17 protein-coding genes are annotated in these 23,109 nt (G+C 55.2%); 5 read left to right on the top strand and 12 right to left on the bottom strand.

Going from position 1 to position 23,109, the window contains the following annotated elements; genetic code table 11:
- Nucleotides 1-11: 11 nt before the first annotated feature.
- The 6 genes from rodA to purD all read right to left on the bottom strand — a co-directional run bounded on the left by rodA (nt 12) and on the right by purD (nt 7,248).
- Nucleotides 12-1,298, bottom strand: a complete 1,287-nt coding sequence (rodA, locus tag WJU16_RS15680) for a rod shape-determining protein RodA (RefSeq protein ID WP_341834428.1) — start codon at nt 1,296-1,298, stop codon at nt 12-14.
- 22 nt (nt 1,299-1,320) lie between these two features.
- A complete protein-coding gene (gene mrdA / locus WJU16_RS15675) occupies nt 1,321-3,285 on the bottom strand; it encodes a penicillin-binding protein 2 (protein ID WP_341834427.1) in 1,965 nt (654 codons plus the stop codon).
- 33 nt (nt 3,286-3,318) lie between these two features.
- Nucleotides 3,319-3,828: a rod shape-determining protein MreD gene (locus tag WJU16_RS15670; RefSeq protein ID WP_298708713.1), complete on the bottom strand. Its 510-nt coding sequence runs from the start codon at nt 3,826-3,828 to the stop codon at nt 3,319-3,321.
- Entirely contained in the window at nt 3,825-4,724 is a 900-nt protein-coding gene (gene mreC / locus WJU16_RS15665; RefSeq protein ID WP_341834426.1) for a rod shape-determining protein MreC, read from the bottom strand. Before mreC ends, WJU16_RS15670 begins: the two co-directional genes overlap by 4 nt.
- A 67-nt stretch (nt 4,725-4,791) precedes the next feature.
- Nucleotides 4,792-5,814 carry a rod shape-determining protein gene (locus WJU16_RS15660; protein WP_126244279.1) on the bottom strand — a complete coding sequence of 341 codons (1,023 nt, stop codon included), beginning with the start codon at nt 5,812-5,814 and terminating at the stop codon, nt 4,792-4,794.
- A gap of 156 nt (nt 5,815-5,970) precedes the next feature.
- On the bottom strand, nt 5,971-7,248 hold the full coding sequence (gene purD, locus WJU16_RS15655) for a phosphoribosylamine--glycine ligase (RefSeq protein ID WP_341834425.1): 1,278 nt from the start codon (nt 7,246-7,248) through the stop codon (nt 5,971-5,973).
- Between the two features lie 192 nt (nt 7,249-7,440).
- Here purD and WJU16_RS15650 point away from each other — a divergent pair, with 192 nt between their 5' ends.
- The 3 genes from WJU16_RS15650 (at nt 7,441) to WJU16_RS15640 (ending at nt 11,865) form a co-directional block, all read left to right on the top strand.
- Nucleotides 7,441-9,144 (top strand): peptide MFS transporter, encoded by a 1,704-nt coding sequence (locus WJU16_RS15650; protein ID WP_341834424.1) that lies wholly within the window; start codon nt 7,441-7,443, stop codon nt 9,142-9,144.
- Between the two features lie 116 nt (nt 9,145-9,260).
- On the top strand, nt 9,261-11,327 hold the full coding sequence (locus WJU16_RS15645) for an OPT family oligopeptide transporter (protein ID WP_341834423.1): 2,067 nt from the start codon (nt 9,261-9,263) through the stop codon (nt 11,325-11,327).
- A gap of 13 nt (nt 11,328-11,340) precedes the next feature.
- The gene (locus WJU16_RS15640; RefSeq protein WP_341834422.1) at nt 11,341-11,865 is read left to right on the top strand and encodes a hypothetical protein; all 525 of its coding nucleotides are present in this window, start codon (nt 11,341-11,343) and stop codon (nt 11,863-11,865) included.
- Nucleotides 11,866-11,988: 123 nt separating this feature from the next.
- On the opposite strand, the gene WJU16_RS15635 is transcribed toward WJU16_RS15640, so the two are convergent.
- The 5 genes from WJU16_RS15635 to WJU16_RS15615 all read right to left on the bottom strand — a co-directional run bounded on the left by WJU16_RS15635 (nt 11,989) and on the right by WJU16_RS15615 (nt 19,734).
- Nucleotides 11,989-12,324: an L-rhamnose mutarotase gene (locus tag WJU16_RS15635; RefSeq protein ID WP_341834421.1), complete on the bottom strand. Its 336-nt coding sequence runs from the start codon at nt 12,322-12,324 to the stop codon at nt 11,989-11,991.
- 9 nt (nt 12,325-12,333) lie between these two features.
- Nucleotides 12,334-13,356: an aldo/keto reductase gene (locus WJU16_RS15630; protein ID WP_341834420.1), complete on the bottom strand. Its 1,023-nt coding sequence runs from the start codon at nt 13,354-13,356 to the stop codon at nt 12,334-12,336.
- A 20-nt stretch (nt 13,357-13,376) separates the two neighbouring features.
- Nucleotides 13,377-14,867 (bottom strand): RagB/SusD family nutrient uptake outer membrane protein, encoded by a 1,491-nt coding sequence (locus WJU16_RS15625; protein WP_341834419.1) that lies wholly within the window; start codon nt 14,865-14,867, stop codon nt 13,377-13,379.
- A 25-nt stretch (nt 14,868-14,892) separates the two neighbouring features.
- The gene (locus WJU16_RS15620; RefSeq protein WP_341834418.1) at nt 14,893-17,955 is read right to left on the bottom strand and encodes a TonB-dependent receptor; all 3,063 of its coding nucleotides are present in this window, start codon (nt 17,953-17,955) and stop codon (nt 14,893-14,895) included.
- A gap of 144 nt (nt 17,956-18,099) precedes the next feature.
- Nucleotides 18,100-19,734, bottom strand: a complete 1,635-nt coding sequence (locus tag WJU16_RS15615; RefSeq protein ID WP_341834417.1) for an alpha-L-fucosidase — start codon at nt 19,732-19,734, stop codon at nt 18,100-18,102.
- A 208-nt stretch (nt 19,735-19,942) separates the two neighbouring features.
- Between WJU16_RS15615 and WJU16_RS15610 the strand changes: the two genes are divergently transcribed.
- Nucleotides 19,943-20,851, top strand: a complete 909-nt coding sequence (locus tag WJU16_RS15610) for an AraC family transcriptional regulator (protein WP_341834416.1) — start codon at nt 19,943-19,945, stop codon at nt 20,849-20,851.
- A gap of 55 nt (nt 20,852-20,906) precedes the next feature.
- Nucleotides 20,907-21,836: a class A beta-lactamase gene (gene bla / locus WJU16_RS15605; protein ID WP_341834415.1), complete on the top strand. Its 930-nt coding sequence runs from the start codon at nt 20,907-20,909 to the stop codon at nt 21,834-21,836.
- 73 nt (nt 21,837-21,909) lie between these two features.
- Here the strand turns inward: bla and WJU16_RS15600 are convergent, their stop codons facing one another.
- Entirely contained in the window at nt 21,910-23,109 is a 1,200-nt protein-coding gene (locus WJU16_RS15600) for a DUF1501 domain-containing protein (protein WP_341834414.1), read from the bottom strand.

Genomic DNA, 23,109 nt, shown 5'->3' with positions numbered 1-23,109 from the left:
CAAATCGGCCCCTATCTCAGTACCATCTGCCGGTCGGCGTCCAGCCGCAGCATGATGAAGATGAGCATGGAAAATGTCATCAGCGACGACCCGCCGTAAGACACCAGGGGCAAGGGTATCCCGATAACCGGGGCCAGACCGATGGTCATCATGATATTAATCGCCAGGTGGAAAAAGATGATGGAAGCCACGCTATAGGCATATACGCGGCTGAATGTACTTCGCTGTCGCTCTGCGATGAAGATGATCCGTAAGAGCAGGGAGACGTAAATCGCCAGGAAAACAACGCTTCCGACGAAGCCGAAGTCTTCGCCGATGGTGCAGAAGATGAAGTCGGTGGATTGCTCCGGTACAAAGTCGAACCGGGTTTGTGTACCCTTGAGATACCCTTTCCCCAGCAACCCTCCCGAGCCGATGGCGATCATGGACTGGCGGGTGTTGTACGTGGCTTTAGGATCGTTTTCCTGCCCCAGCATCACGTAAATGCGGCGCACCTGGTAATCTTTCAACACGTTTGTGAACACAAAAGGTACGATATACATCACGAAGGAGGAGCAGAACGCCCATACGGCGATGATCACCACCAGCCGCGATTTGCTTCTTCTGATCTGGAAGCGGTTGAAATATACGACGAGTGCGGCCACGCCGGTAAAAATGTATAATAGAATGAATTTATCGATCAGCAGGGCACTCAGCACGAGTACGATGCCGGAGAACGCGATCACCAGCAATACGCCGGGCAGGCCTTCGCGGTACATCACCAGGAAGAAGGCGAGGTATACGAGCGCCAGGCCGGTTTCGTCCTGCAGGATAATGATCGCCAGGGGGAACATCACCATGCCCACCGCGATGAGGCGGGAGCGCAGTTTGGTGAAATCCGTTTCCATGGCCGACAGATATTTGGCCAGGGCCAGGGCGGTACATAGCTTGGTGAATTCCGCCGGCTGGAAGCGGAAGCCGCCTAGTTCGAGCCAGGAGTTGGATCCCTTCACCCCCGTTCCGATGGCCAATACTACGAGCAGGAGCAGGATGCCGAATGCGTAGAAGAGATTGGCGGTGGCGGTGAAGAACTTACTGTCGGTGAGCCAGATACCCGACGCCAGTACGATAGACACACCGAACCACAGTACCTGCCTGGCCCAGTTTTTATTCTGGGAAAGGAGGTTCTGTATCACATTGTCGCCTTCGCGGTATTCCGCGGCGAAGATCGCCAGGAAGCCGATGAATACCAGCGCGAGGTACATCCCGAGAACGGGCCAGTCGATGCCGGCGGTGAGTTTCGTTTGTGAGCGGTTCATGGTGTCTGTTTGCGCGTTTTATTTAGTGTCCGAGTATTTTCCGCATGATCACGGCTCCTTCGGCGCCAGCGTAGTTTACGCTGTTGAGGGAGTCGAGTTTCGATTTATTCTTGATCTCCTGGGAGAACGTATTGGCGGCGAGCATTTGTTCGAGCACGGGCTTACGTTTCGCGGAGATGGTATCCGTCAGGTATTTTTCCATGAGGATGCTGGCGATGGGCACGGCGTAAGTGGAACCGAAGCCCGCGTTTTCCACCACAACGGCGATGGCGATCTTCGGATTGTCTTTCGGCGCGAAGCCCACGAACAGCGAGTGGTCTTTCAGTTTCACCAGCTTCCCGGCTACTACGGCATTGTTTTCCGCCGTACCGGTTTTACCGCACACTTCGATCCCTTCGATCTGGGCTTTACGGGCGGTACCGCTGGTCACTACGTCGTGCATACCGTCTACCACCGACTGGAATGCGTCGTTGGAGATATGCGCAACGGAGTGTTTCTCCTTGTATTTTTTCAGCTTATCAGAGTTATCGGAATCGATGCTTTCCACGAAGTGCGGGATGTAATACCATCCGCGGTTGGCGATGATGCACATGGCATTGGCGAGCTGCATGGGTGTGAGGATGAGTTGCCCCTGGCCCATGCCTACATACATTTCTGAGCAGGAATTCCATACGCCGCGGTAAACGCGGTTCATGCGGGCGGTATCAGGAACCACGCCCGGCGCCTCCGAAGGTATATCGACGCCGATGCGGCGGCCGAGGCCCATGGCTTTAAGGTATTCCACCCATTTGGCCTGCCCGTTCTTGGTGCCGCCCCATTTTTTATTATCTACCGACAGTCGATAGATGTGCATGAAATAGCTGTTGCAGGAATTCGCCAGAGCAGTACGCATATTGGCAGCGTGGCCCGGGTTGCTGTGCGTACAGCGGGAGAAGCGGCCGCAAAGGCCGTATCCGCCGTGACAGGGGAACCCGAAACTCGGCGTGATCACCCCCTCGTCGAGCGCGATAAGTCCTGTAATGGGCTTGAATGTTGAACCGGGCGGATAAGCCGACTGGATAGCGCGGTTGAGCATCGGCTTCACGGTGTCGGTGAAGAGGATGCCGAGATTCTTGGCGCGGTAGGAGCCGGATAACAAGTTCGGGTCGAAGGTGGGGCCGCTCACCATTGTGAGGATGCCGCCGGTCTGGGGGTCGATGGCGACGATGGAGCCGATCTTTCCCGCCATCATTTTCTCGCCCAGCACCTGCAGATCGATGTCCAGCGCCAGTCGCAGGTTTTTACCGGCTACGGCGGCGGTATCGAATATCCCTCCTTCCAGGGAGCCTTGCGGACGGTTGAGGTTGTCTTTCACCAGGTACTGGATACCGCGCTGCCCCATGAGAATGTCCTCATAAGTACGCTCCAGCCCCGTCATACCGATATAATCGCCCTGTTGGTAGCCGCTGTATTTGCCGCTGGTATCGCCCAGCATGCCGGGCGTAATTTCGGAAATATAACCGAGGAAGTTGGCGCCCACGCCGTAGGGGTACGAGCGCACCGGCCGCTGCACCAGCTCGAAGCCGGGCTGGAACAGGTACATACTTTCCTGCAGCTTGCCGTACATATCTGGCGAGAGCAGGCTGGCAAACACGGATGGGCGGCGCGGCCCCTCGCGGTTCCTCGCCACCTGGATCCTGCGGAGGAATTCCTTCTTCTCGATCTCCAGTATCTCGCACATATAGGCCGTATCGATATTTTTAACGTTGATGGGCGTTACCATCAGGTCGTACAACGCTTCGTTCCGCATCACGGCGCGGCCATGGCGGTCGTACACGATGCCGCGGCTCGGGTAGATCACTTTGCGAAGGTGGGCGTTGGCATCGGCCAGTTTGGAATATTTGGTTTCCACCACCTGCAGGAAAAACAGTCTCGCCACGATCACCAATACGGTGCCGAGCATGATAAACTGGATGACGCGCTTTCTGGACTGATTAAAAACGGACATGGCAGGTTGCTGGATTTATAACTTAATGGTTCCCTATTTCCTGCTGAAGAACAACAACTCATATATCAGGATCAATAACAAGCTGGCTGCTGTAGACAACAAGATCTTCATCAGGAGGTACAGGGGGTCGGAAAAACTGAAAACGGACAAACAAAAATACGCGATGTGATGCAACAAGACCATCACGGTCACATAAATCGCGAACTGGGAAATCCCCATGGTGGTCACGGAAGGCGTTCGCTGGGGCCCTTCGAAGCCGCCCTGCGGACTGAGAACGTTGAGCACGAACGGGCGCAGGTAAGCGATGAAGACGCATGCCGCGGCGTGAATGCCCATGGAATCGGAGAACATATCGAGCGTGAGGCCCAGCAGGAGGCCCAGGAGCTGAAGCGCCGGGCGGGGAATGTTGAAAGGCAGCAGCAGGATGAAGAGCATGTAGAGATATGGGTTCACCATCTGGTGAACGAGTATCCGGTCCAGCACCAGTACCTGGAACAGGATTAGAAGGATGAAACGGATGATATTTCTTAACAGTATGCTCATTTCAACATTTTGCGTGTCGAATCTTCCAGTCTGGTTTGCTCATCGCGCAACAGGTTCTCGATCACGTACACGTATTGCAGGTTATAAAAGTTGGTAGCCAGTTTGAGGCGGATGGTGTAAGACGTGCTCGCCTTCTCGCCCGTATAAAACGTATCGATATACCCGATATTGATGTTTTCCGGGAAAACGGCCGAAAATCCGCTCGTTACCACCGTATCGCCCTTGTGCAGTTTGGCGCTCCTCGGCACGTCTTTCATAGTCACGTATCCGCCGTCGTACCCGTCCCAGTACACCGTCCCGATTTCGCCGGAGTTCCGGAGGCGGGAGCTGAAGCTGAAGGAAGACGTGCTGCCGTTGGATTTGGTGAGCAGGGAGATGATCACCGCGTAGTTTTCGCTGGCGGTGCGCACCACGCCTACCATACCGTTTGGCCCGATCACACCCATGTTGGGACGAATCCCGTCTTTGGTGCCGCGGCGGATGGTGATGAAGTTGGTGGTCTGGTTAACCGAGTTGTTGATGACCTTGGCCTCGCGGTAGAGGAACTTGCGCACCTCCGTGCTGAGGAGCTTGCGGGCCGTATCGTTGGTAAATTTCCGGAGGGTGTCCATGACGATGACTGCGGAAGTGTCGCGCTGGTCAAAACCCGTGGCCAGTTGCTGGCGGAGGGCCAGGTTTTCGGCTACGAGGCTGTCGTTGGTTTCTGCCAGGTGGAAATAATATTGAACGTCGTTGTAGCGGGAGTACAGTTTGCCGGAGACGCCGTTAGCGGAATTGAGGTAAACGGATCGTTGGAAATTGTTGGTCCGGAAAACGAAAATCAAACAAATCACTTCCAGCAGCAAAAACAGAAAGAAGTTGAAGTACCGCCGTAAGAAAATGATCAGATTGCGCACTGGATACGAGTCTTAGGATTCCGGATATCATCCCGGCATGCCTTGGGCATGCCGGGATGTGTTAGTTTTATTGCATCAGGAAAGGATACTTGCCGATGTGTTTCAGGGCAATACCGGTGCCTCTTACCACGGCGCGCAGCGGATCGTCGGCCACATGAACGGGCAGTTTGATCTTCTGGCTCAGACGCTTGTCCAGCCCTCGGAGCAGGGCCCCGCCGCCGGTGAGGTACAGGCCGCGGCGGTAAATATCCGCTGCCAGCTCGGGGGGCGTGGTTTCCAGCGCCTTCAGGATGGCTTCTTCGATCTTGAAGATCGATTTGTCCAGCGCTTCGGCTATTTCCTGGTACGATACCATGATTTGTTTGGGAATACCGGTCACAAGGTCGCGGCCGTTCACCGGAATGTCGTCCGGCGGATTGTCGAGCTCCTTCAGCGCAGACCCGATCTGGATCTTGATCTGCTCTGCGGTACGCTCACCGATCAGCAGCGAGTGGTAGCGGCGGAGGGCTTCCATGATGTCGGCGGTGAACTCGTCGCCCGCGATGCGGATCGACTGGTCGCACACGATACCCGCCAGCGCGATCACGGAGATACCGGTGGTACCGCCTCCGATGTCGATGATCATGTTACCTACCGGCTCCTCCACGTCTATACCGATACCGAGGGCCGCAGCCATCGGCTCATGAATGAGATACACTTCCTTGGCGCCCGCCTGCTCGGCAGAGTCGCGCACTGCGCGCTTCTCCACCTCCGTAATGCTGGACGGGATACAGATCACCATCTTCCAGCTGGGGGCGAACAACGGCTTCTTGGGATAAACCATCTTGATCAGCTCGCGGAGCATCCCCTCAGCCGCATTGAAGTCTGCGATCACACCGTCCTTCAGCGGACGGATCGTACGCAGGTACTCGTGCGTTTTCTCGTGCATCATCATTGCTTTCTTACCCACGGCAACGATCTTGCCACTGGCCCTTTCGATGGCCACGATGGAAGGTTCGTCTACCACCACCTGATCGTTATGAATGATCAGCGTATTGGCGGTGCCGAGGTCTATTGCAATCTCCTGAGTTAAAAAGTTAAAGAAGCCCATTGTTTGATACGGTCAAAAATATTTGAATGCAAAAATGAATAATTCTAACGAATATACGATGCAATTATTGGATTATTCAAGAGTTTAGCCGGAAATAAATAAAAGAAATGCTATATGCATATTTTCACTATCCGTGAACCCTGTACGACGAATTGCTTAGCGGAATTCATATCCAATATCACGACGATAATACTTGCCCCCGAACGAAATGCTTTCGGCAGTCTCTTTGGAATGCGCCAAAGCCTGCTGCAAATCGCTTGCCAAAGATGTGACAGCAAGCACGCGTCCGCCGTTGGTCAGCGTTTTGCCGCCATCGGCTTTGGTACCTGCCTGGAACACGATCTGATCGGCCGTGGGCGCGGGAATGCCGGTGATTTCCTTGCCTTTCTCGTAGGCTTCGGGGTACCCTCCGCTCACGAGCATCACGGTGGCGGCGGCTCTCGGATCTTCCGAAACCGTTACCTTATCGAGATTCTGCCCTTTCACTGCGGAGAACAGCTCCAGCAGGTCGTTCTGCAGGCGGGGCATCACCACTTCCGTTTCCGGGTCGCCCATGCGGCAGTTGTATTCGATCACGAAGGGCTCGCCTTCCACGTTGATGAGGCCGAAGAAGATGAATCCCTGGTACACGATGCCTTCAGCGGCCAGTCCGGCCACGGTGGGGCGCACCACCCGGTCTTCCACTTTCTTCATGAAAGCTGCGTCTGCAAAAGGAACGGGCGAAATAGCGCCCATGCCGCCGGTATTGAGGCCGGTATCTCCTTCGCCGATGCGCTTATAATCCTTGGCGGACGGCAGCAGTACGTAGTTCTTGCCGTCGCTCAGCGCGAAAACGGAGAGCTCGATGCCGGTGAGGAACTGTTCCACCACAACTTTCTTGCTGGCGTCGCCGAATTTGGCGGATTTGATCATTTCCGTGTATTCCGCGATCGCTTCTTCGTGGAGGGAAGAGATCACCACGCCCTTGCCCAGCGCGAGGCCGTCGGCCTTGAGCACGATGGGGAGGGAATGTTCGCTGAGATAGGCGAGGCCTTCTTCGAAATTGGCTTCGCTGAACTCGCGGTAAGCGGCGGTGGGGATATTATGCCGGAGCATGAACTCCTTGGCGAAGGCTTTGGAGCCTTCGAGCCGGGCGCCCGATTGGGAGGGGCCGATCACGGGAATGTGCTGCAGGGCGGGATCGTTCGCGAAGAAGTCGAAAACGCCCAGTACCAGGGGCTCTTCGGAGCCGGGCAGCAGCAGGTCTATTTTTTTATCGATGCAGAAGGCTTTGATACCTTCGAAATCAGAGACGGAAAGATGGACGTTCTCGCCATAGGCAGGAGTTCCCGCATTGCCCGGGGCGATGTAAAGCTTCGTACATGCAGGACTTTGAGCCATTTTCCAGGCCAGGGCATGCTCCCGGCCACCGCTACCTAACAGTAAAATGTTCATAATGGATTGAGACGTAAAATATTCGAGGAGATCCGTTTGCGTTGCGCGCGGAAATTTTTGCAAAGTAAGGTCAAAAAAACCGGTTTTTGGACGTGTTCTACCGAATTTCTTTATCTTTCCGCCTATTTTTAGCAAGTAACTGTATTCAGAAACTGTAATATCGTCAAGAAAGCAAATCTAAACTGACCATTTATGAATCAACGGGCTCCTCAAACCGGGCACCCAAAGGGGTTGTATGTGTTGTTTGCAACGGAAATGTGGGAAAGGTTCAACTATTACGGGATGCGCGCCATCCTCGTGCTGTTCCTGACCAAAGCGCTCGCTTTCGATAAAGCGTTCGCTTCCAGCCTTTACGGCAGCTATACCAGCCTCGTGTACCTTACTCCCCTCATCGGCGGCTTCGTAGCCGACCGCTACTGGGGCAACCGCAAATCCATCATCATCGGCGGCCTCCTGATGGCGCTGGGCGAATTCCTCCTGTTCGGGTGCGCATCCGTTTACACTTCATCGCCACAACTTTCCACCTTCCTCTTCTTCTCCGGCCTCGGCTTCATGATCGCAGGCAACGGGTTCTTCAAACCCAATATCTCCTCGATGGTAGGGCAATTGTATCCTGAAGGCGACCGCCGGATCGATGCGGCCTACACCATCTTCTACATGGGAATCAACGTGGGCGGAGCCCTCGGCCCCGCCATCTGCGGCGCCGTAGGCGACACCGGCGACCCCACCGACTTCAAATGGTCCTTCCTCGCCGCCGGTATCGCCATGCTGCTCAGCGTGATCGTTTTCCAGTGGCTGAAAGACTTCTACATCCGCCGCCCGGACGGCTCCCCGCTCGGTGTCCGCCCGGCAGACGCCAAGGAAGGCAAAGCCATTCTGACTTACATTGGTCTGTTCGTCATGTCTGCCGCCATGATCGGCATGCTGTATACAGATGCGCGGATCGTTCCGTTCATCACCTATCTCCTGCTTATAGCCGTTCTGGCGATCGGGTACATGATTTTCTCCGACAAGAAACTTACCAAGGGCGAAAAAACCAGGATCCTCGTGATCTTCATCGTCGCCTTCTTCGTGATTTTCTTCTGGTCCGCCTTTGAGCAGGCCGGCGCTTCGCTGACCTTCTTCGCCGACGAGCAAACCAACCGTATGCTCAACTGGAATATCCCGGTATGGCTAATTTCGGCGCTTTCCGCCGCACTGATCTATCTGCTGGCCAAAGCTTATATGGGCGCGCGTAAGCACCTGCAAAACGATCCCCCGGGCGTTCGATACATCATTTACATCCTGCTGGCCGCCTGTATCGGGTACCTGGTGTATGTCAATATCGGTTTCCTGGTGAAAGGCCAGTCCACGATCTTCCTGAACGAGATCCCCGCTTCCACCTTCCAGTCGCTCAACTCGATCTTCGTGGTAACCTTTGCACCGGTATTCGCTTTCCTTTGGCTGAAACTGGGCAAATACGAGCCTTCATCCCCCACCAAAATGGCGATTGGCCTGCTGCTGCTTTCCATTGGTTACCTGGTTATCGCTTTTGGCGTGAAAGATGTGGCGCCGGGCGTGAAAGTGACCATGATGTACCTGATCGGCATGTACGCCCTGCATACCTGGGGCGAGCTTTGCCTCTCGCCCATCGGCCTGGCACTGGTGAACAAACTGGCGCCCGCCAAATTCGCTTCGCTGCTCATGGCTGTTTGGTTCCTGGCCAACGCCATCGCCAATAAATTAGCCGGTGAGCTCAGCGCACTGTACCCCGATGGCAAAACCACTGTTTTCCTGGGCTACCATATGAGCAACCTGTATGAGTTCTTCATGCTGTTCGTGGGCATGTCGGGCGTGGCGGCGCTTATCCTGTTCCTGCTGACCAAAAAACTGCAAAAAATGATGGCGGCGGCGTAACCGTGCCATCTCCAGTTGATAAAAAAGCATGCAGCGCCCTCCGGCCCTGCATGCTTTTTATTTACACAACACGATAAAATCCTATATTTAGCCTTTGCAATAACCAACAACTGCTTATGTCGTCGAAATTCAAACCTTTCGTAGCCCCGGAAATGAAGATGAAGGAGCTGACGCTCAAGTCGATCCTCCTGGGTTGCCTGGCCGGCATCATCTTCGGCGCCGCTACTGTTTACCTGGCGCTCAAGGCCGGCCTTACGGTATCGGCATCCATCCCTATCGCGGTAATCGCCATTACTTTGGGCCGGAAGTTCTTCAAAACCACTATCCTGGAGAATAATATCATCCAGACCACCGGCTCCGCGGGCGAATCCATAGCGGCGGGCGTGGTGTTCACCTTGCCGGGGTTCCTCTTCCTTTCCGCCGGCGAAGGCGGCATCAGCAGCGGCGAAAAGTATTTCGATTACCTTACCATCCTCGTGCTGGCCATTTTCGGCGGTTTGCTGGGAACGCTGATGATGATCCCCCTCCGGCGGTCGCTCATCGTAAAAGAGCACGAAACCCTGCCTTATCCCGAGGGAACGGCCTGCGCTTCGGTACTGAAGGCGGGCGAAAAGGGCGGCACCTTCGCCAAAACGGCCTTTATCGGGCTGGGCGTGGCGCTGGTATATGCCATGTTGCAGAAAGTACTGCACGTGATCGCGGAAACACCGGCGTACATGACCAAACAGGCCAACAAGATTTTCCCCTCCGCCAAAGTTTCCGGTGAGATCACGCCGGAATACCTGGGCGTAGGCTATATCATCGGGCCTAAAATCGCAGGCGTGCTCGTGGCTGGCGGCGTACTGGCGTGGCTTTGCCTCATCCCCTTGCTGGCCTCCCTCATCCCCGGCGACATCGTAGCCGCCCAGCTCGTAAAACTCGGCATGCTGGCGAATCTCCAGACGCCTGGCGGGCCCGGCGCATGGGATCCCTCCACGCATACATTTAACGACTGGTCACTGGCCATCTACCAGGCCTACGTTAAACAAATCGGCGCGGGCGCGGTGGCGGCGGGCGGTTTCATCACCCTGCTCAAAACCATTCCCACCATCATTTCTTCTTTCAAAGACAGCCTTGGCTCCCTGAAAGAGAAAGGCGAAACCGGCAACGTACCCCGTACCGAAAAAGACATCTCTTTCAAATATGTTATCATTGGCAGCATCGTGCTGGTACTCCTCATGGCGTTCCTGCCCCAGCTGCCGGGTGAATCCATCCTTAATAAGTTGCTGGTAGGCCTGCTGGTGGTGATTTTCGGCGCGTTCTTCGTCACGGTGAGCTCCCGCATCGTGGGGCTGATCGGCTCCAGCAACAACCCCATTTCCGGGATGACTATCGCCACTATCATGGGCACCTGCCTGATCTTCATCGCCGTTGGCTGGACGGGCAAAGTATATGAGCCCATGGCCCTTGTGGTGGGTGGAATGATCTGCATCGCGGCTGCCAATGCCGGCGCTACCTCTCAGGACCTCAAATCCGGGTACATCGTGGGCGCTACGCCGCGCAACCAGCAGATCGCGCTGTTCGTTGGCGCCATCGTTTCGTCGCTGGTGATCGGTTGGACGGTCCACTACCTAGACACGCCCACCAAAGCCATGATGGACCAGGGCATCACCCACGCCATCGGATCCCCCACCTATGCTGCGCCCCAGGCAACGCTCATGGCCACGCTCATCAAAGGAATCCTCGGCGGGGATCTCGACTGGCAGTTTGTACTGGTCGGCGTTTTCATCGCTATCACCCTGGAACTCTGCGGCGTAAAATCCCTCTCTTTTGCAGTAGGCGCTTACCTTCCGCTTTCCACCACATTGCCAATCTTTATCGGCGGCGCCATCCGCGGGCTGGTAGATTGGAGGCAGAAACGCTCCGGCATCCAGCTTTCCGCTGAAGAAGAAGAACTCGGCAAGGGCAACCTCTTTGCCACGGGGCTCGTGGCAGGAGGCGCGGTAGCCGGGGTGATTGTTGCGATCCTTTCCGTGAACGACAATATTTCGGCAACGCTCGCCAAAGTGAGCGCGCACGAAGGGCTCCAGCGGGCGCTCGGCGCAGGCGGGTACCAGCTGCTGGGAGTATTGTTCTTCGGCGCCATGGGCTATATGCTGTACCGCATCGGCCGCCAGAAACAAGTTTCTATTGATAAACTATAAATTTTAACCTCCTATGCCCCTCCGTTCCATCACCCTCGCGTTGCTCGCCACCTTGCTTTTCTGCACGGGTTGCAGCTCCGAAACCGAGGAACCCGAGCGCCGGTTCATCTCCTTCCGGATGAACAACGAAGTCATACTGTCCGAACAAACAAACCTGGCCTATTACTCACCCGGGGATATAACCGACACCGACCCCACGAACGACAAGGCCCAGTTGCTCATCCAGGGCGCAACAAAGACAAAAGACGTTGTCTATATCCACGTGCTGGCGCATAACGAAAAGCTTGTGCCCGGCGTTTATACCAACGCCCAGCCCGGCAACGCATTCACCATGGAAAGATTTCCCTCAAGGGATTTCCTCAAAGCCGACGAATCTTCCGGCACATGGTCGGTCACCGTTCACCGTGTTTCAGGCGACCTCGTGGAAGGCGAATTCCTCGGATCGGCAGTGTCGATGGATCTGGGAACCATACACACCATCACGCACGGTTATTTTAAAGTCAAATACAGGGTGGCCACATCGCCCGCCATACCATAATAGAAAATCCCCCCGCAATTCCGGGGGGATTTTTCTTTTCAGCCTCCACAACGGAGCAAAAGAAAGCCCCCGGCCGGAATCGGTGAGGGGGTTTCACTTTCGGACGTTATCGTATCCACGTTACTAAAGCTGGTAAATCTGTTCCATCCCCACCCATTTCTCGTTGCCGGTAGCCCAGGGCAGGGGTTGCTGGTATTTCCACATCAGCATTTCCCATTCCTGGACTTTCGGATTGGCGGCGTCCAGGGCGGCTTTTTCTTCGCTCCGGTAATCGTCGGCCGTTTCCATGATCATGAACAGGCGGTTACCGGTGCGGTAGATTTGCATGTCGTAAATGCCGGCGTCGAGGATGCTTTTGCGGACCTCCGGCCAACCGTTTTCGTTTTTGTGCCAGTGCTCGTATTCGGCGATCAATTGCGGATCATTCTTCAGATCGAGGGCAAAACAGTGTCTTTTCATATGCGATAGCTATTCGTAAAGATAGGTTTCCGCGAATCCCGCATCGATCAAGCCCTGCGCCACCAGCTGTTGCCAGAATGCAAGGGGGATCTGGGTTTGGGCTGTAGCGGCATGGTGCTTCGCGCTATGGCGGCGGCTTATATTCAGCGCGATGCTCTGAACGCCTGGCGCCCTTTTCGCAAAAGCGATGCAGGCCGCGGCGGGGCTTACATCAAACTTATCGCAGACCGCGTACAACCATTTGCGCCAGCGGAAAAGTTGCGGATGGGTTATCGCAGCAACGGGTTGATAATTGTAATAATCCAGGCCGGTAAGGAATCCGCCGTTGAAAACCGCCGCATTGATGATGGCGACCCCCATTTCCTGCAGCTGCAGCAAGAATTCCACGAGGCTTCCGGGATGGGAATGCATCGTCATGCTATTTGCAATCATCACCCAATCGGGTGTTGTATGGCGGCATATTTCCCGGATAACCGTCCAGTCTTTGGCGCCGATACCCACCGCTGTCACCTTTCCTTCCCGCTTTAATTCCTGCAGCGCAGCGCAGGCGCCCAAAATGTCGCGGAAGCGTTCCGTCTTTTCCTGGAGCGTCGGCGCCGCGGCAAGATATTCATCGGGATCGTGAATAGATACCCAGTTGGCCCGGTAATCCCCCAACAGCTTGTCCCCTTGTTCATAGCAGGCCAGGATGCCATCGTAGCTGATGGATTGCACCGCGTCGTGCTGCAGGTTTTTCCACACGCCCGGCTCGAAAGTTGGTTCCGGTGTTTGCAGCGGTGTTCGCAGCCAACCTAGTTTGTTGCTGATGACGACATCGCGCGGCGCCACGCCGGCGGCTTTCAGTCCGGCCCCGAGCGTTTCAAGCGCCATGCCCGCGCCGTACTTCCCGGCGGAATCAAAAACCAACGGCCCCGGCGCATGTAGCACGCATTCGCCGATGACTTCCATCTTGACGCTTTGTGGCCATGCTTCGTAAAGGTTTCCCAGGCCGCTGGTTCCGAAGATGATCTCCGGAAATTTCAATTTATACATAGAGGAGTAGCACGAGTGGATCAGTAATCCGGGTTCTGTTTCAATGCAGGCGCATTCCGGTCGATTTCTGTTTGCGGAATGGGCCAGTATTGGTATTTGTCTTCATATTTCAGTTTGATGTTCGGCGCGAGCGGATTGGTCACGAAACCATTGAGCTTTTGCGTGGCGATGCCCCAGCGGCGGAGATCGAAGTACCGCAATCCTTCCAGCGCAAATTCCACCCGCCGCTCCTTGCGGATCCGTTCCCGCATCTGCGCCTGCGACAGCCCTGCCGGCAATCCCGGCATGTTCACGCCCGGCCTGTCGCGCACTTCATCGACCTGCTGGTAAACGGAAGCATCGGCACCTACCGCTTCGTTCTGCGCTTCGGCGTACATCAGCTTCACGTCCGCGAAGCGCAACAGCACGAAGTCGTTGTCGTCCAGCGTGCCGGAAGACGGGTTTTCGATCCCCGGCGTCAGCCATTTCTTCGGCATGTGATAACCCTGCAGCCATCCGCCTTTGCCGGGCGTCGCTACGGACATATCACCCGTAAAGGGCCAACCTTCCGCCTTGGTATCGCCGTCCGAAAACCAGGTCATCGTTTTGCGGGGATCGTTGGCTTCGTATTCGTTGAGGAGGTCCTGGGTGCCGAGGTAGCCGCCCCAGGCAAACGTGGTAGCGGCCAGCGGCGCATCCTGGTGCGGAACGTTGGGCAGGAGGTATTTCACAGAGAACATGATTTCCCTGCTGCTGTTCTGCCCGGGCTTGTAGAAGTTAGCGGCATAATTATCATTCAACGAAAACTTTTGCCCGTCGATGATCTCCTTCGCCAGCGCCGCGGCTTCCGCGAACTTCTTCTCGAAAAGCAACACCCGCACTTTATACCCCTGCGCCGTTCCCTTCACCGCGTGGCCGTTCGAATATCCTACATCCGGCAGCCCGGCAATAGCGAGATCCAGGTCTTCCTTCACGAAAGCCAGCACCTGTTCGCGCGTGGATTTCCCCAACACCGTGGTGTAGTCGATGGTGAAGGGATCATCTTTCACGATGGGCACATTGCCATACAGCTGTGCCAGCCAGAAGTAGTTGAAAGCGCGCAGGAAATACGCTTCCGCTTTATAAATTTTCAGTTTGTCGCCGCTGATCACCTTCTCCACGTTTGCAAGGAAGTGGTTCGCGGCGGCGATGGCTTTGTAGTTGTTCGTGTAATAACTTTCCACATACGCCTTCGTGTTGGGCGTAAGACCGGAACTGCCGGCGCTTCTCCCACCGCCATAATCATGCTGGCCATAGGCGTCGTCGGTATAAGTGTCCCACGCGTAAATGTTGTATTGCGAACACGCCCAGTTCCCGCCGGGCATATACAGGAAATTGTAAAGCCCCGTTAATGCGAAATCCGCATCTGCTTCCGATTTCCAGAAAATGGACCGGGGCAGCCTGTCTGTAGGCGATACGTCCAGGTCTTTGCACGCGCCGAAAACCAGCACGCAGCCCAATGCGATGTATATATTTTTGATAATTGACTTCATGATAAAAAATTTAATAACCCAGTAATCAGAATTGCACCATCGCTCCGAAAGTGAATGTGCGGACCTGCGGATACGTCACATACAAACCATCTCCTGCCCTTTCCGGATCCAGCCCGGGATAATCGCTCACCGTGAAAACGTTGTCGGCCGAGAAGTACACGCGCAGCGATTTCATGGCGGCTTTCCGTGTGAGGCTGGATGGCAGTGTATATCCCAACTGCAGGTTTTTCAACCGCAGGAACGACGCGTCTTTCAGGAAGTAGGTGGAAGCGTAGCCCTGTACTGGGTTGTAGCTGTCCGCGATGTAAATTTTGGGCATCGTGTTGGTGGGGTTGGTGGGCGTCCAGCGGTTGCGCCAATCTGTTGTTGGCATCGATCCCTGGCGGAAAGGCTCCGCACCCCATCCGTTCACATAGATCTTCTGCCCGGCGGAACCGAAGAGCATTGCGCTGAAATCGAATTGCTTCCAGTTGAGGCCGAGGTTGGCGGTATACTGGAAGGAAGGATACTTCCCGTTGACGTATGTGCGGTCCAGGTCGCTGATGATCCCATCGCCGTTGACGTCTTTGATCTTCAGATCGCCCGGGCTGGGCGCGATCGGCTGCTTGGGAGAACGGGCGATTTCATCCACGCTTTGGAAGATGCCGTCCCAGATATAGAGGTAATATTCGTCCAGTGGCTTGCCTTCTTCCCGGATATTATTGCCGAGAATTTCGCGCTTGCCGTATTTCTCCAGCGTGTTTTTGTACATCTGGACGTTGCCGCCGGCGGAAAACATCAGGTCTCGCGTGATATTGCCCCTGTAATTCACACCGACTTCAATGCCCTTATTGCGGACGGAACCGTTGTTGAGAACAGGCGCATCCAGGCCAAGCCAGAGCGGCACCTGCGACTTGCGGAGGATGTCATAAGTGTTTTTATTGAACCAGTCGAAAGTGACGTTCAGTTTATTATTGAAGGCGGTAAGATCGGCGCCGATATCGAGCACCTGCGTGGTTTCCCAGGTGAGCGTGGGCTCCACGAGCATGCTGGCGCTGTATCCGGGAATCACTTTCCCGTCGAAGGCATAAGCCCTGTCGTCAAGAACAGCCTGGTACGGGTAGGTACCGATGTTCTGGTTACCCAGTTTCCCCCAGGAACCGCGCAGCTTCAGATCGTTGATCCAGCTTACGTTTTGAAGGAATGATTCTTTGGAGATGCGCCATCCCGCGGAAAAGGAATAAAACAATCCCCAGCGGGTATCGGAAGGCAGACGGGAGGTGCCGTCGTAGCGGACGCTGGTGCCAAACAGGTATTTATCCTGGAAGTCGTAGTTGGCGTTGCCGTAGAAAGAACGGATGGCCCATTCGGAAGAAGCGCCGCTGTTCGTCATGCCGGGGTTGGGCCCCGCGTTCAGCTCATGCAGGAAATTCGTGGTGTATTGCAATCTTCCCGCCGAAAGGTTGCTGCCTTTGTTGTACTCCTGCTGGTAGCCCGCCAGCGCCGACAGGGAATGCTCTCCGAAAGTCCTCCTGAAATTCAGCTGGCTGTAATACACGAGATAAGCGCTATCCGTCCTCTTCACATTGAAGCCTGGCGTCCCTACATCCAGGGGCCCGGCATAAGACATATCGTTGTAGTAGTAGATGGGTACTACCGGGCGGAAATCGCTGAACTTGAAAGCATCAAAATTGCCGCCGGCCCTGTTCTCCCAGGTAAGCCCGCGGATTAATTCCACGTCCAGGGAGATATTCCCCTGGATATAAAAATCTTCGCTCCGCGCGCGAACGTTTTCGCCCACAATTGCCGGGATATTCTTGTTACCCGCTTCGCCCGGATACGCTTTCATGATCCAGCGCCCGTCTGCCGCGCGGGGTGGATATAAAGGCGACTGCGCCAGCGTGGAAAGGAAGCTATCGTCGGCCCCCTGCCGCGGATTCACTTTGTTACCGTAATTCAATTGGATGTTGGTGCCCAGCGTCACGCGCTTGTTTACTTTAGACGACAGCCCCAGGTTCATCGTATATTTCTTGTATTCGAACCCGATCATCGTGCCAGGCTGGTCGGTGTACCCGATCCCGAGGTTGTATGTTGTATTGTCCTTGCCGCCGGACATATTCAGGTAATGATTTTTGGTATAGGCGGTCACGAAGAGATCGTCGAGCCAGTTGTGGTTGGGATACTTCACGCGGTCGGTGGCGTTTTCGTACAGATCGATCTGCGCCTGGGTGTAGATGGGTTGCTTGCCGGAGTTGGCGGAAGCTTCGTTGGAGAGGCGCATGTATTCCGCGGAGTTCGTGATCACGTCCGGGATGCTGGTGGGGTTGGAAATGCCCAGGTTGAAATTGTAACTGAGCGTGAACCCGCCTTCGCGCCCTCTTTTGGTTTTGATGACAATGACGCCGTTGGCGCCGCGCGACCCGTAGATAGCGGCCGATGCGGCGTCTTTCAACAGGCTGACCGATTCTATGTCGTTAGGGTTCAAAGCCGCGAGGTTCCCTGGCAAACCGTCCACGATCACCAGCGGATCGTTGCCTGCGCCGCTGAAGGTGCTGATACCGCGGATGCGCAGCCGGACGTTTTCCCCACCCGGTTCTCCCGATCCCTGGACCACCTGCAACCCGGGCAGTTGCCCTTGCAACAGGGTTGTTGGGTTGGTGGCCACCCTTTTATTCAGTTCTTCGCCCGACACGGTGACTACCGCGCTCGTGAGCTTCCGCCGTGATTGCGTGCCGTAACCTACCACCACCACCTGGTTCAGTTGCTGATCGGCGGACTGCAATGCGATGTTGAGATTGGACTGCCCGCCCACGGGCACTTCCATCCCTGCGAACCCGATGGCGCTCACGAGCAGTATGCCATTGCCCGGTGCGTTGATGCTAAATTCCCCGCGGGCGTTGGTTTGTGTGCCCACGGCAGTGCCCTTCAGCTGGATGGTCACGCCACTCACCACGGTGTCCGCGGAGGTTACGCGGCCCCTGACCGTTTGCTGCGCCGAAGCGTGAGAAAAATGTAATAACAATAAAGTAAGTAAGGCGATGCCACTACGCACGCCTGGAACATTCCATGATATGCCGGGAGGGATCACCCTCTGCAAGCAATTTTTCATAACGTCTGTTTTAGATGATTTGTGGAATTGGAGTATGTATTGATTTTGATTGATATTCCTGGCAGATGGCAATGGCATTCCCTTCCGGTCCACGGGAACCGGTTTGGCAAGGTGGTGTTGTAAATTTCCGACTTTGGCTTTTCGTCAGGCGATGGCGCCTTCTATTTTCAGCACGAAGGCTTCTTTGCCCGGGGCGCTACCGGGCAGCCGCACTTCCAGGCCGTTATCGTTTTGATGGAAAGTAAGCATTGCATCATGCCCCAATAACCGCACTGCCGTTACTTTTCCTTTACCGGCGAGGCTGCTGATGAGGGTTTTGTTGTCCGCTGGCCAGCCCAGCAGGATGGCGTAAAGCGTACCTTGTTTTTTGGTGAAGCGGATGTCTTCGGCTGTGAAAGCTTTACCTTTTCCTTCGTTGAAGTTCTGCGCGCCGAGCGCCGTAGCCGCGGCTATGGCGGGCCCTTCACCGAACACGTCCCAGGGCCGGGTGCCGTAGATCGCCTCGCCGTTGACTTTCAGCCAGGCACCGATGTTTTCCACGATGGCGCGTTCCTTCTCGTCGATGGTGCCGTTGCCGCGCACGGGAACGCTGAGCATGAGGTTGCCGTTTTTGCTCACCACATCACACAACGTATGGATGACGGTTTTAGCCGATTTATAGCGGTCGTTTTCGTAAATCCGCCGGTCGTAATGCCAGCCGCCGATGCAGGTGTCTGTTTGCCAGGGCAGCGGTTCGATGGCGTGACTTTGCCCCCGCTCGATATCCCAGACGAGGCATCGGCGTTGCTGCGGATCAAGCCCTTTTCCGGTGAGCACCGCTTCCAGCTTGCCTTTCATTTGGATGCTGCGGTTGTAGAGATGCGCGGCGATGCGCAACCCCACATCGCTGACAGGCCACAACGGCAATACGGAATCATCGAAATACACGAGATCCGGATCATAATTATCGATGAGCGCAAGGGTGCGTTTGTAGAATTTATCGGCGTAAGCTTTCGAAGGAACGGAAGCGCCGTCGGCCCAGTCCCATTTCTTCAGATGGTCGCCTCCCGGCTCGCTCAGCGGATGATCCTGGGCGTAAAGCTCCTGGGGATCCAATCCCTCCCACCAGGTCCCTTTCCCGTCTGCAGCGGTTAGTTTTCCATCGTAAGGGACGCCGGCGAGCGGACCGTTCTTATCCGCCTTCTGCGCAGCTTCGAACCATGTCCAGGCGTGGGAGGCATGTACACTCACGCCGAAAGGAAGCCCTGCTTTTCGTGCCGCGGCCGCCCAGCCGCCGATGATATCTTTGCGGGGGCCAACGCGGGTGGAATTCCATTGCTGATATTTGTTCGGATAGAGGTCCAGGTTGTCGTGGTGATTGGCCATGGCCACGAAGAATTTCGCGCCGGCGCTTTTGTATAAAGACAGCAGTTCTTCCGGGTTCCAGTCCTCCGCTTTCCATTCGTTGATCACATCCTTGAACCCGAATTTGGAAGGATGCCCGTATTTTTCGCAATGATACTTGTACACCGCACCACCTTCGTGGTACATCTGCTGACCGTACCAATCCCCGAATTCCGGCTGGCACTGCGGCCCCCAGTGCGCCCACAAGCCAAACTTGGCGTCGCGGTACCATTCGGGAACAACATAATTTGAAAGGGATTGCCAGTTGGCCCGGAACGGACCCGCCATTTCCGCCATCAGCGTATCGGTCAGCGAAAACGAACGACCGAAAGCGCCGGTAATCAATAACGATGGAATGCCGGTAAGTACGCCCTTTACCAAGGTTCTTCTTTTCATATCAATGCAAAACTTTTAGCCGTAAATCAATGATGCCGATGCAGCCGCGTGGCCGGCCTGCCGTTTAGTATTTCTTAACGTGAATTCAAACTTACTACGAATCGCCGGCCAATAACTTGCCTCAAATGGACTTTTTTTGTACAAATCCGACCTGCTGTTTACATTAATCACATGTTTATCCTTAATTTGACCTTACATTCTCCACGACATGATCAAAAGAAAATTCCAGCATACTTTCACCTTGTTGAATGTAGACCGCGTGATGCTCGACACCCGGTGGAACTACCAGCACGTTATCAGCCCGTACTACCGCATTTACTATATCCACGAGGGCGAAGGCATCCTTTCCGGTGCGGGAGAAACGGTAAAACTGGAGCCGGGTTTTCTTTACATCATCCCCAGCTTCACGCTCTGCAACATGCGTTGCGAGAATTATCTGGACCAGTATTTCGTGCAGTTCTTCGAAGATTCCACCGACGGCATTTCCCTGTTTGCGCAACATCGCAGCATCGGGAAGTTAACGGCCACGGAAACCGACCGGCTCCTGTTCAACCGCCTCCTGGAAATCAATCCTGGCCGGGGCATCAACCGGTCCGACAATCCGAAGGTGTACGAAAAAGACGTGTACTACAAAGAATACCAGGAGTTGAACAACCTCCAGAACATTTCCGTGTCCATGGAAACGCAAGGCATCCTCTGGCAGCTGACCGCCAAATTTCTCAACCCGAACATCCCCGATAGTCAGCCCGCGAAGATGATCCCGCTTAAACTGGCGGAAACGCTGGATTACATCGAGCTGAACATGCATGCGGAGCTAACGGTCAATTTCCTCGCTTCCCGCATCAACCTGCACCCGGATTATTTTTCCCGGCAATTCAAAGCCTACACGGGCACCCGGCCGCTGAACCATATCCATGAAAAAAGGATCGAACGCGCGCAATACCTCATGGCCACCACGCGGATGAACTACGCGGAAATCGCCGCCAAGCTTGGATTCAGTGATCTTTCCCACTTCTCCAAAGCTTTCAGGAAATCGACCGGCATGGCGCCCAGGGATTACCGGAAACAGATGTACCTCGTCGGCTTCCATCATCACCCGAAAAAAAATCAGGGATAACGGTGCGGTCCAAAAATCATTTGGCTTAATTTGCCGGCCTAAACCCACACTCAATATGCGACCCGTCATCATTTCCGCCGCCGCCCTCTTCCTCCTGTCTGCCTGCGCCAATAGCGGCAAACAGCCTGCGTCCGACAGCCTGACCGTTTCTTCCGTTCCCGCATCCACCGATTCCCTCCGCCAGCAGATCGCCACGATCGCTGCCGAAGCCGGCGGCACCGTGGGCGTATCCATCCGGCACCTCGGCACCGGCGATACCCTCACCCTTAACGATACCGCGCGCCTCCCCATGCAAAGCGCTTTCAAATTCCCCATCGCCATGGCTGTCCTCAAACAGGTCGACGAAGGCAAACTGAAACTCGAACAAACCGTTCCCGTCTCCACCAAAGATTATTGGGACACCTACAGCCCGCTGAAAGACAGCTTTCCGAAAGGCACGAAAGAGAAAACCATCGCCAATCTCATCTACCTGATGGTTTGCAAAAGCGATAACGTGGCCTGCGATGTGCTGCTGGCACTAACCGGCGGGCCCAGGTTCACCAACGATTTCGTCCATGGGCTCGGCGTCAGCAATATGGGAATCGCTTTTTCCGAACAGGATATGCAACGCAACTGGGAGAACCAGTTCCTGAACTGGGGCAATGCATCCGCCTACACCCACCTGCTCGATATCCTGCATAAAGGCACCGCGCTTTCCAAAGCCAGCAACGATTTCATGATGAATACCATGCTCGCCACCACCACAGGCGCCAAACGCCTGCCCGGACTTTTGCCTGCCGGCACTCCCGTTGCCCATAAGACCGGTAGCGGTCCCACCAAAGATGGTATCTGTTCCGCCACCAACGACGCTGGCATCATCACCCTGCCCAACAACGAACAGGTAGCCGTGGTCGTATTCGTTGGCATGAGCCCGGCGGAAGAAAGCGTCCGCGAATCCGTGATCGCTAAGATCGCAAAAGCCGTATACGATCACTATTCAAAATAACATGACGTTTCCCGCAATAAAACAGGCCTCCCGCAAAAGCAGGAGGCCTTCATTTTTTGGTTTGTATACGCGGTCAGATAAATGACAAATGTTCGTAGGATTGCTGCAGGATGGCCTTGTCGTCGGCTCCCAGCCACTTTTTCAGCAGCGTGGCGTACACTGATTTGAAATCCACCTTGTACTGGAGGTCGCCGTCTTTCAGCTGCGTAAGGTCCGGCCCGGCGTTGAGGACGCCTTTTTCTTTGAGCCCGCCGCCGATAAGGAACATATTATTCGCCGTTCCATGATCGGTGCCGCCGCTGGCGTTTTGCGCCACCCGCCGTCCGAATTCGCTGAAAGTCATCACCAGTACATCGTCGAACCGGTGGTTCTTTTTCAGATCCGCCACAAAGGGCTCCAGTGCATCGCTGAGTTGCGAGAATAGCCGCTGCTGCTGGTTTTGCTGGCCCACATGCGTATCAAAGCTGCCATGGGAAACGTAATACACGCTGGTATTGATATCGGTCATGATCAGCTCGGCTATCGTTTTCATATTCTTTCCCAGTTCGCTGTTGGGATAGTTTTCCTTGCTTTTGTACGTTTTGAATTGCTGCTGGATATAGCCCGCCGAAGAGATCGTCTCCGCCATGGTTTTGTAGAGGTAATCCACGTTGTGGTGCTCGTCGTCGTGCCGTTGCTTAGCGAGCAGCTCCCGGAAATACTTATCATTGCTGGCGCCGTACAGCCGTTGCGGATCGGTGAGCGCGAGCCCTTTCACTTCGTTGCCTTTCATGGCGAGGCTGAGGGTATCGTCGATCTCAAGGGCCTGCGTGGGTTTGTCGCACCCTTGGCATTGCGCGTCGAGGTAACGGCCCAGCCATCCGGTTCCCCAGTAGTCTTTGGAATCGCTGGCGCTTTGCCAGATATCCATGCTGCGGAAATGCGAGCGGTCGGGGTTGGGATAACCCACGTTGTTGAGGACGCCCAGGGCGCCGTCGTCGTACAGGTTTTTGAAAGATTTCAGGGCGGGATGGATACCCAGCTCGTCGTTGAGGGCGAGGGCATCGTTGCGCTTGATGCCCAGTTGCGGGCGGAGTTTGTAGTAAATATCGTTCCGGTAGGGGATGATGGTATTGAGGCCGTCGTTGCCGCCGGAGAGCTGGATAACCACCAGTACTTTATTGCCCGGGGGCACGAATTGCCCCTGTTCCATCGCTTTGAGGAATTTGGGGAGCATGAGGCTGGCCGAAGCCAGGGAACCTACCTGTAAAAATCGCCGTCTGTGAATGAGCAT

It is taken from the genome of Chitinophaga pollutisoli, assembly GCF_038396755.1.
In the GTDB taxonomy this organism is placed as follows: Bacteria; Bacteroidota; Bacteroidia; order Chitinophagales; family Chitinophagaceae; genus Chitinophaga; species Chitinophaga pollutisoli.
Note: the sequence above shows the minus strand (reverse complement) of the source record. Positions and strands in the feature narration are given on the sequence as shown.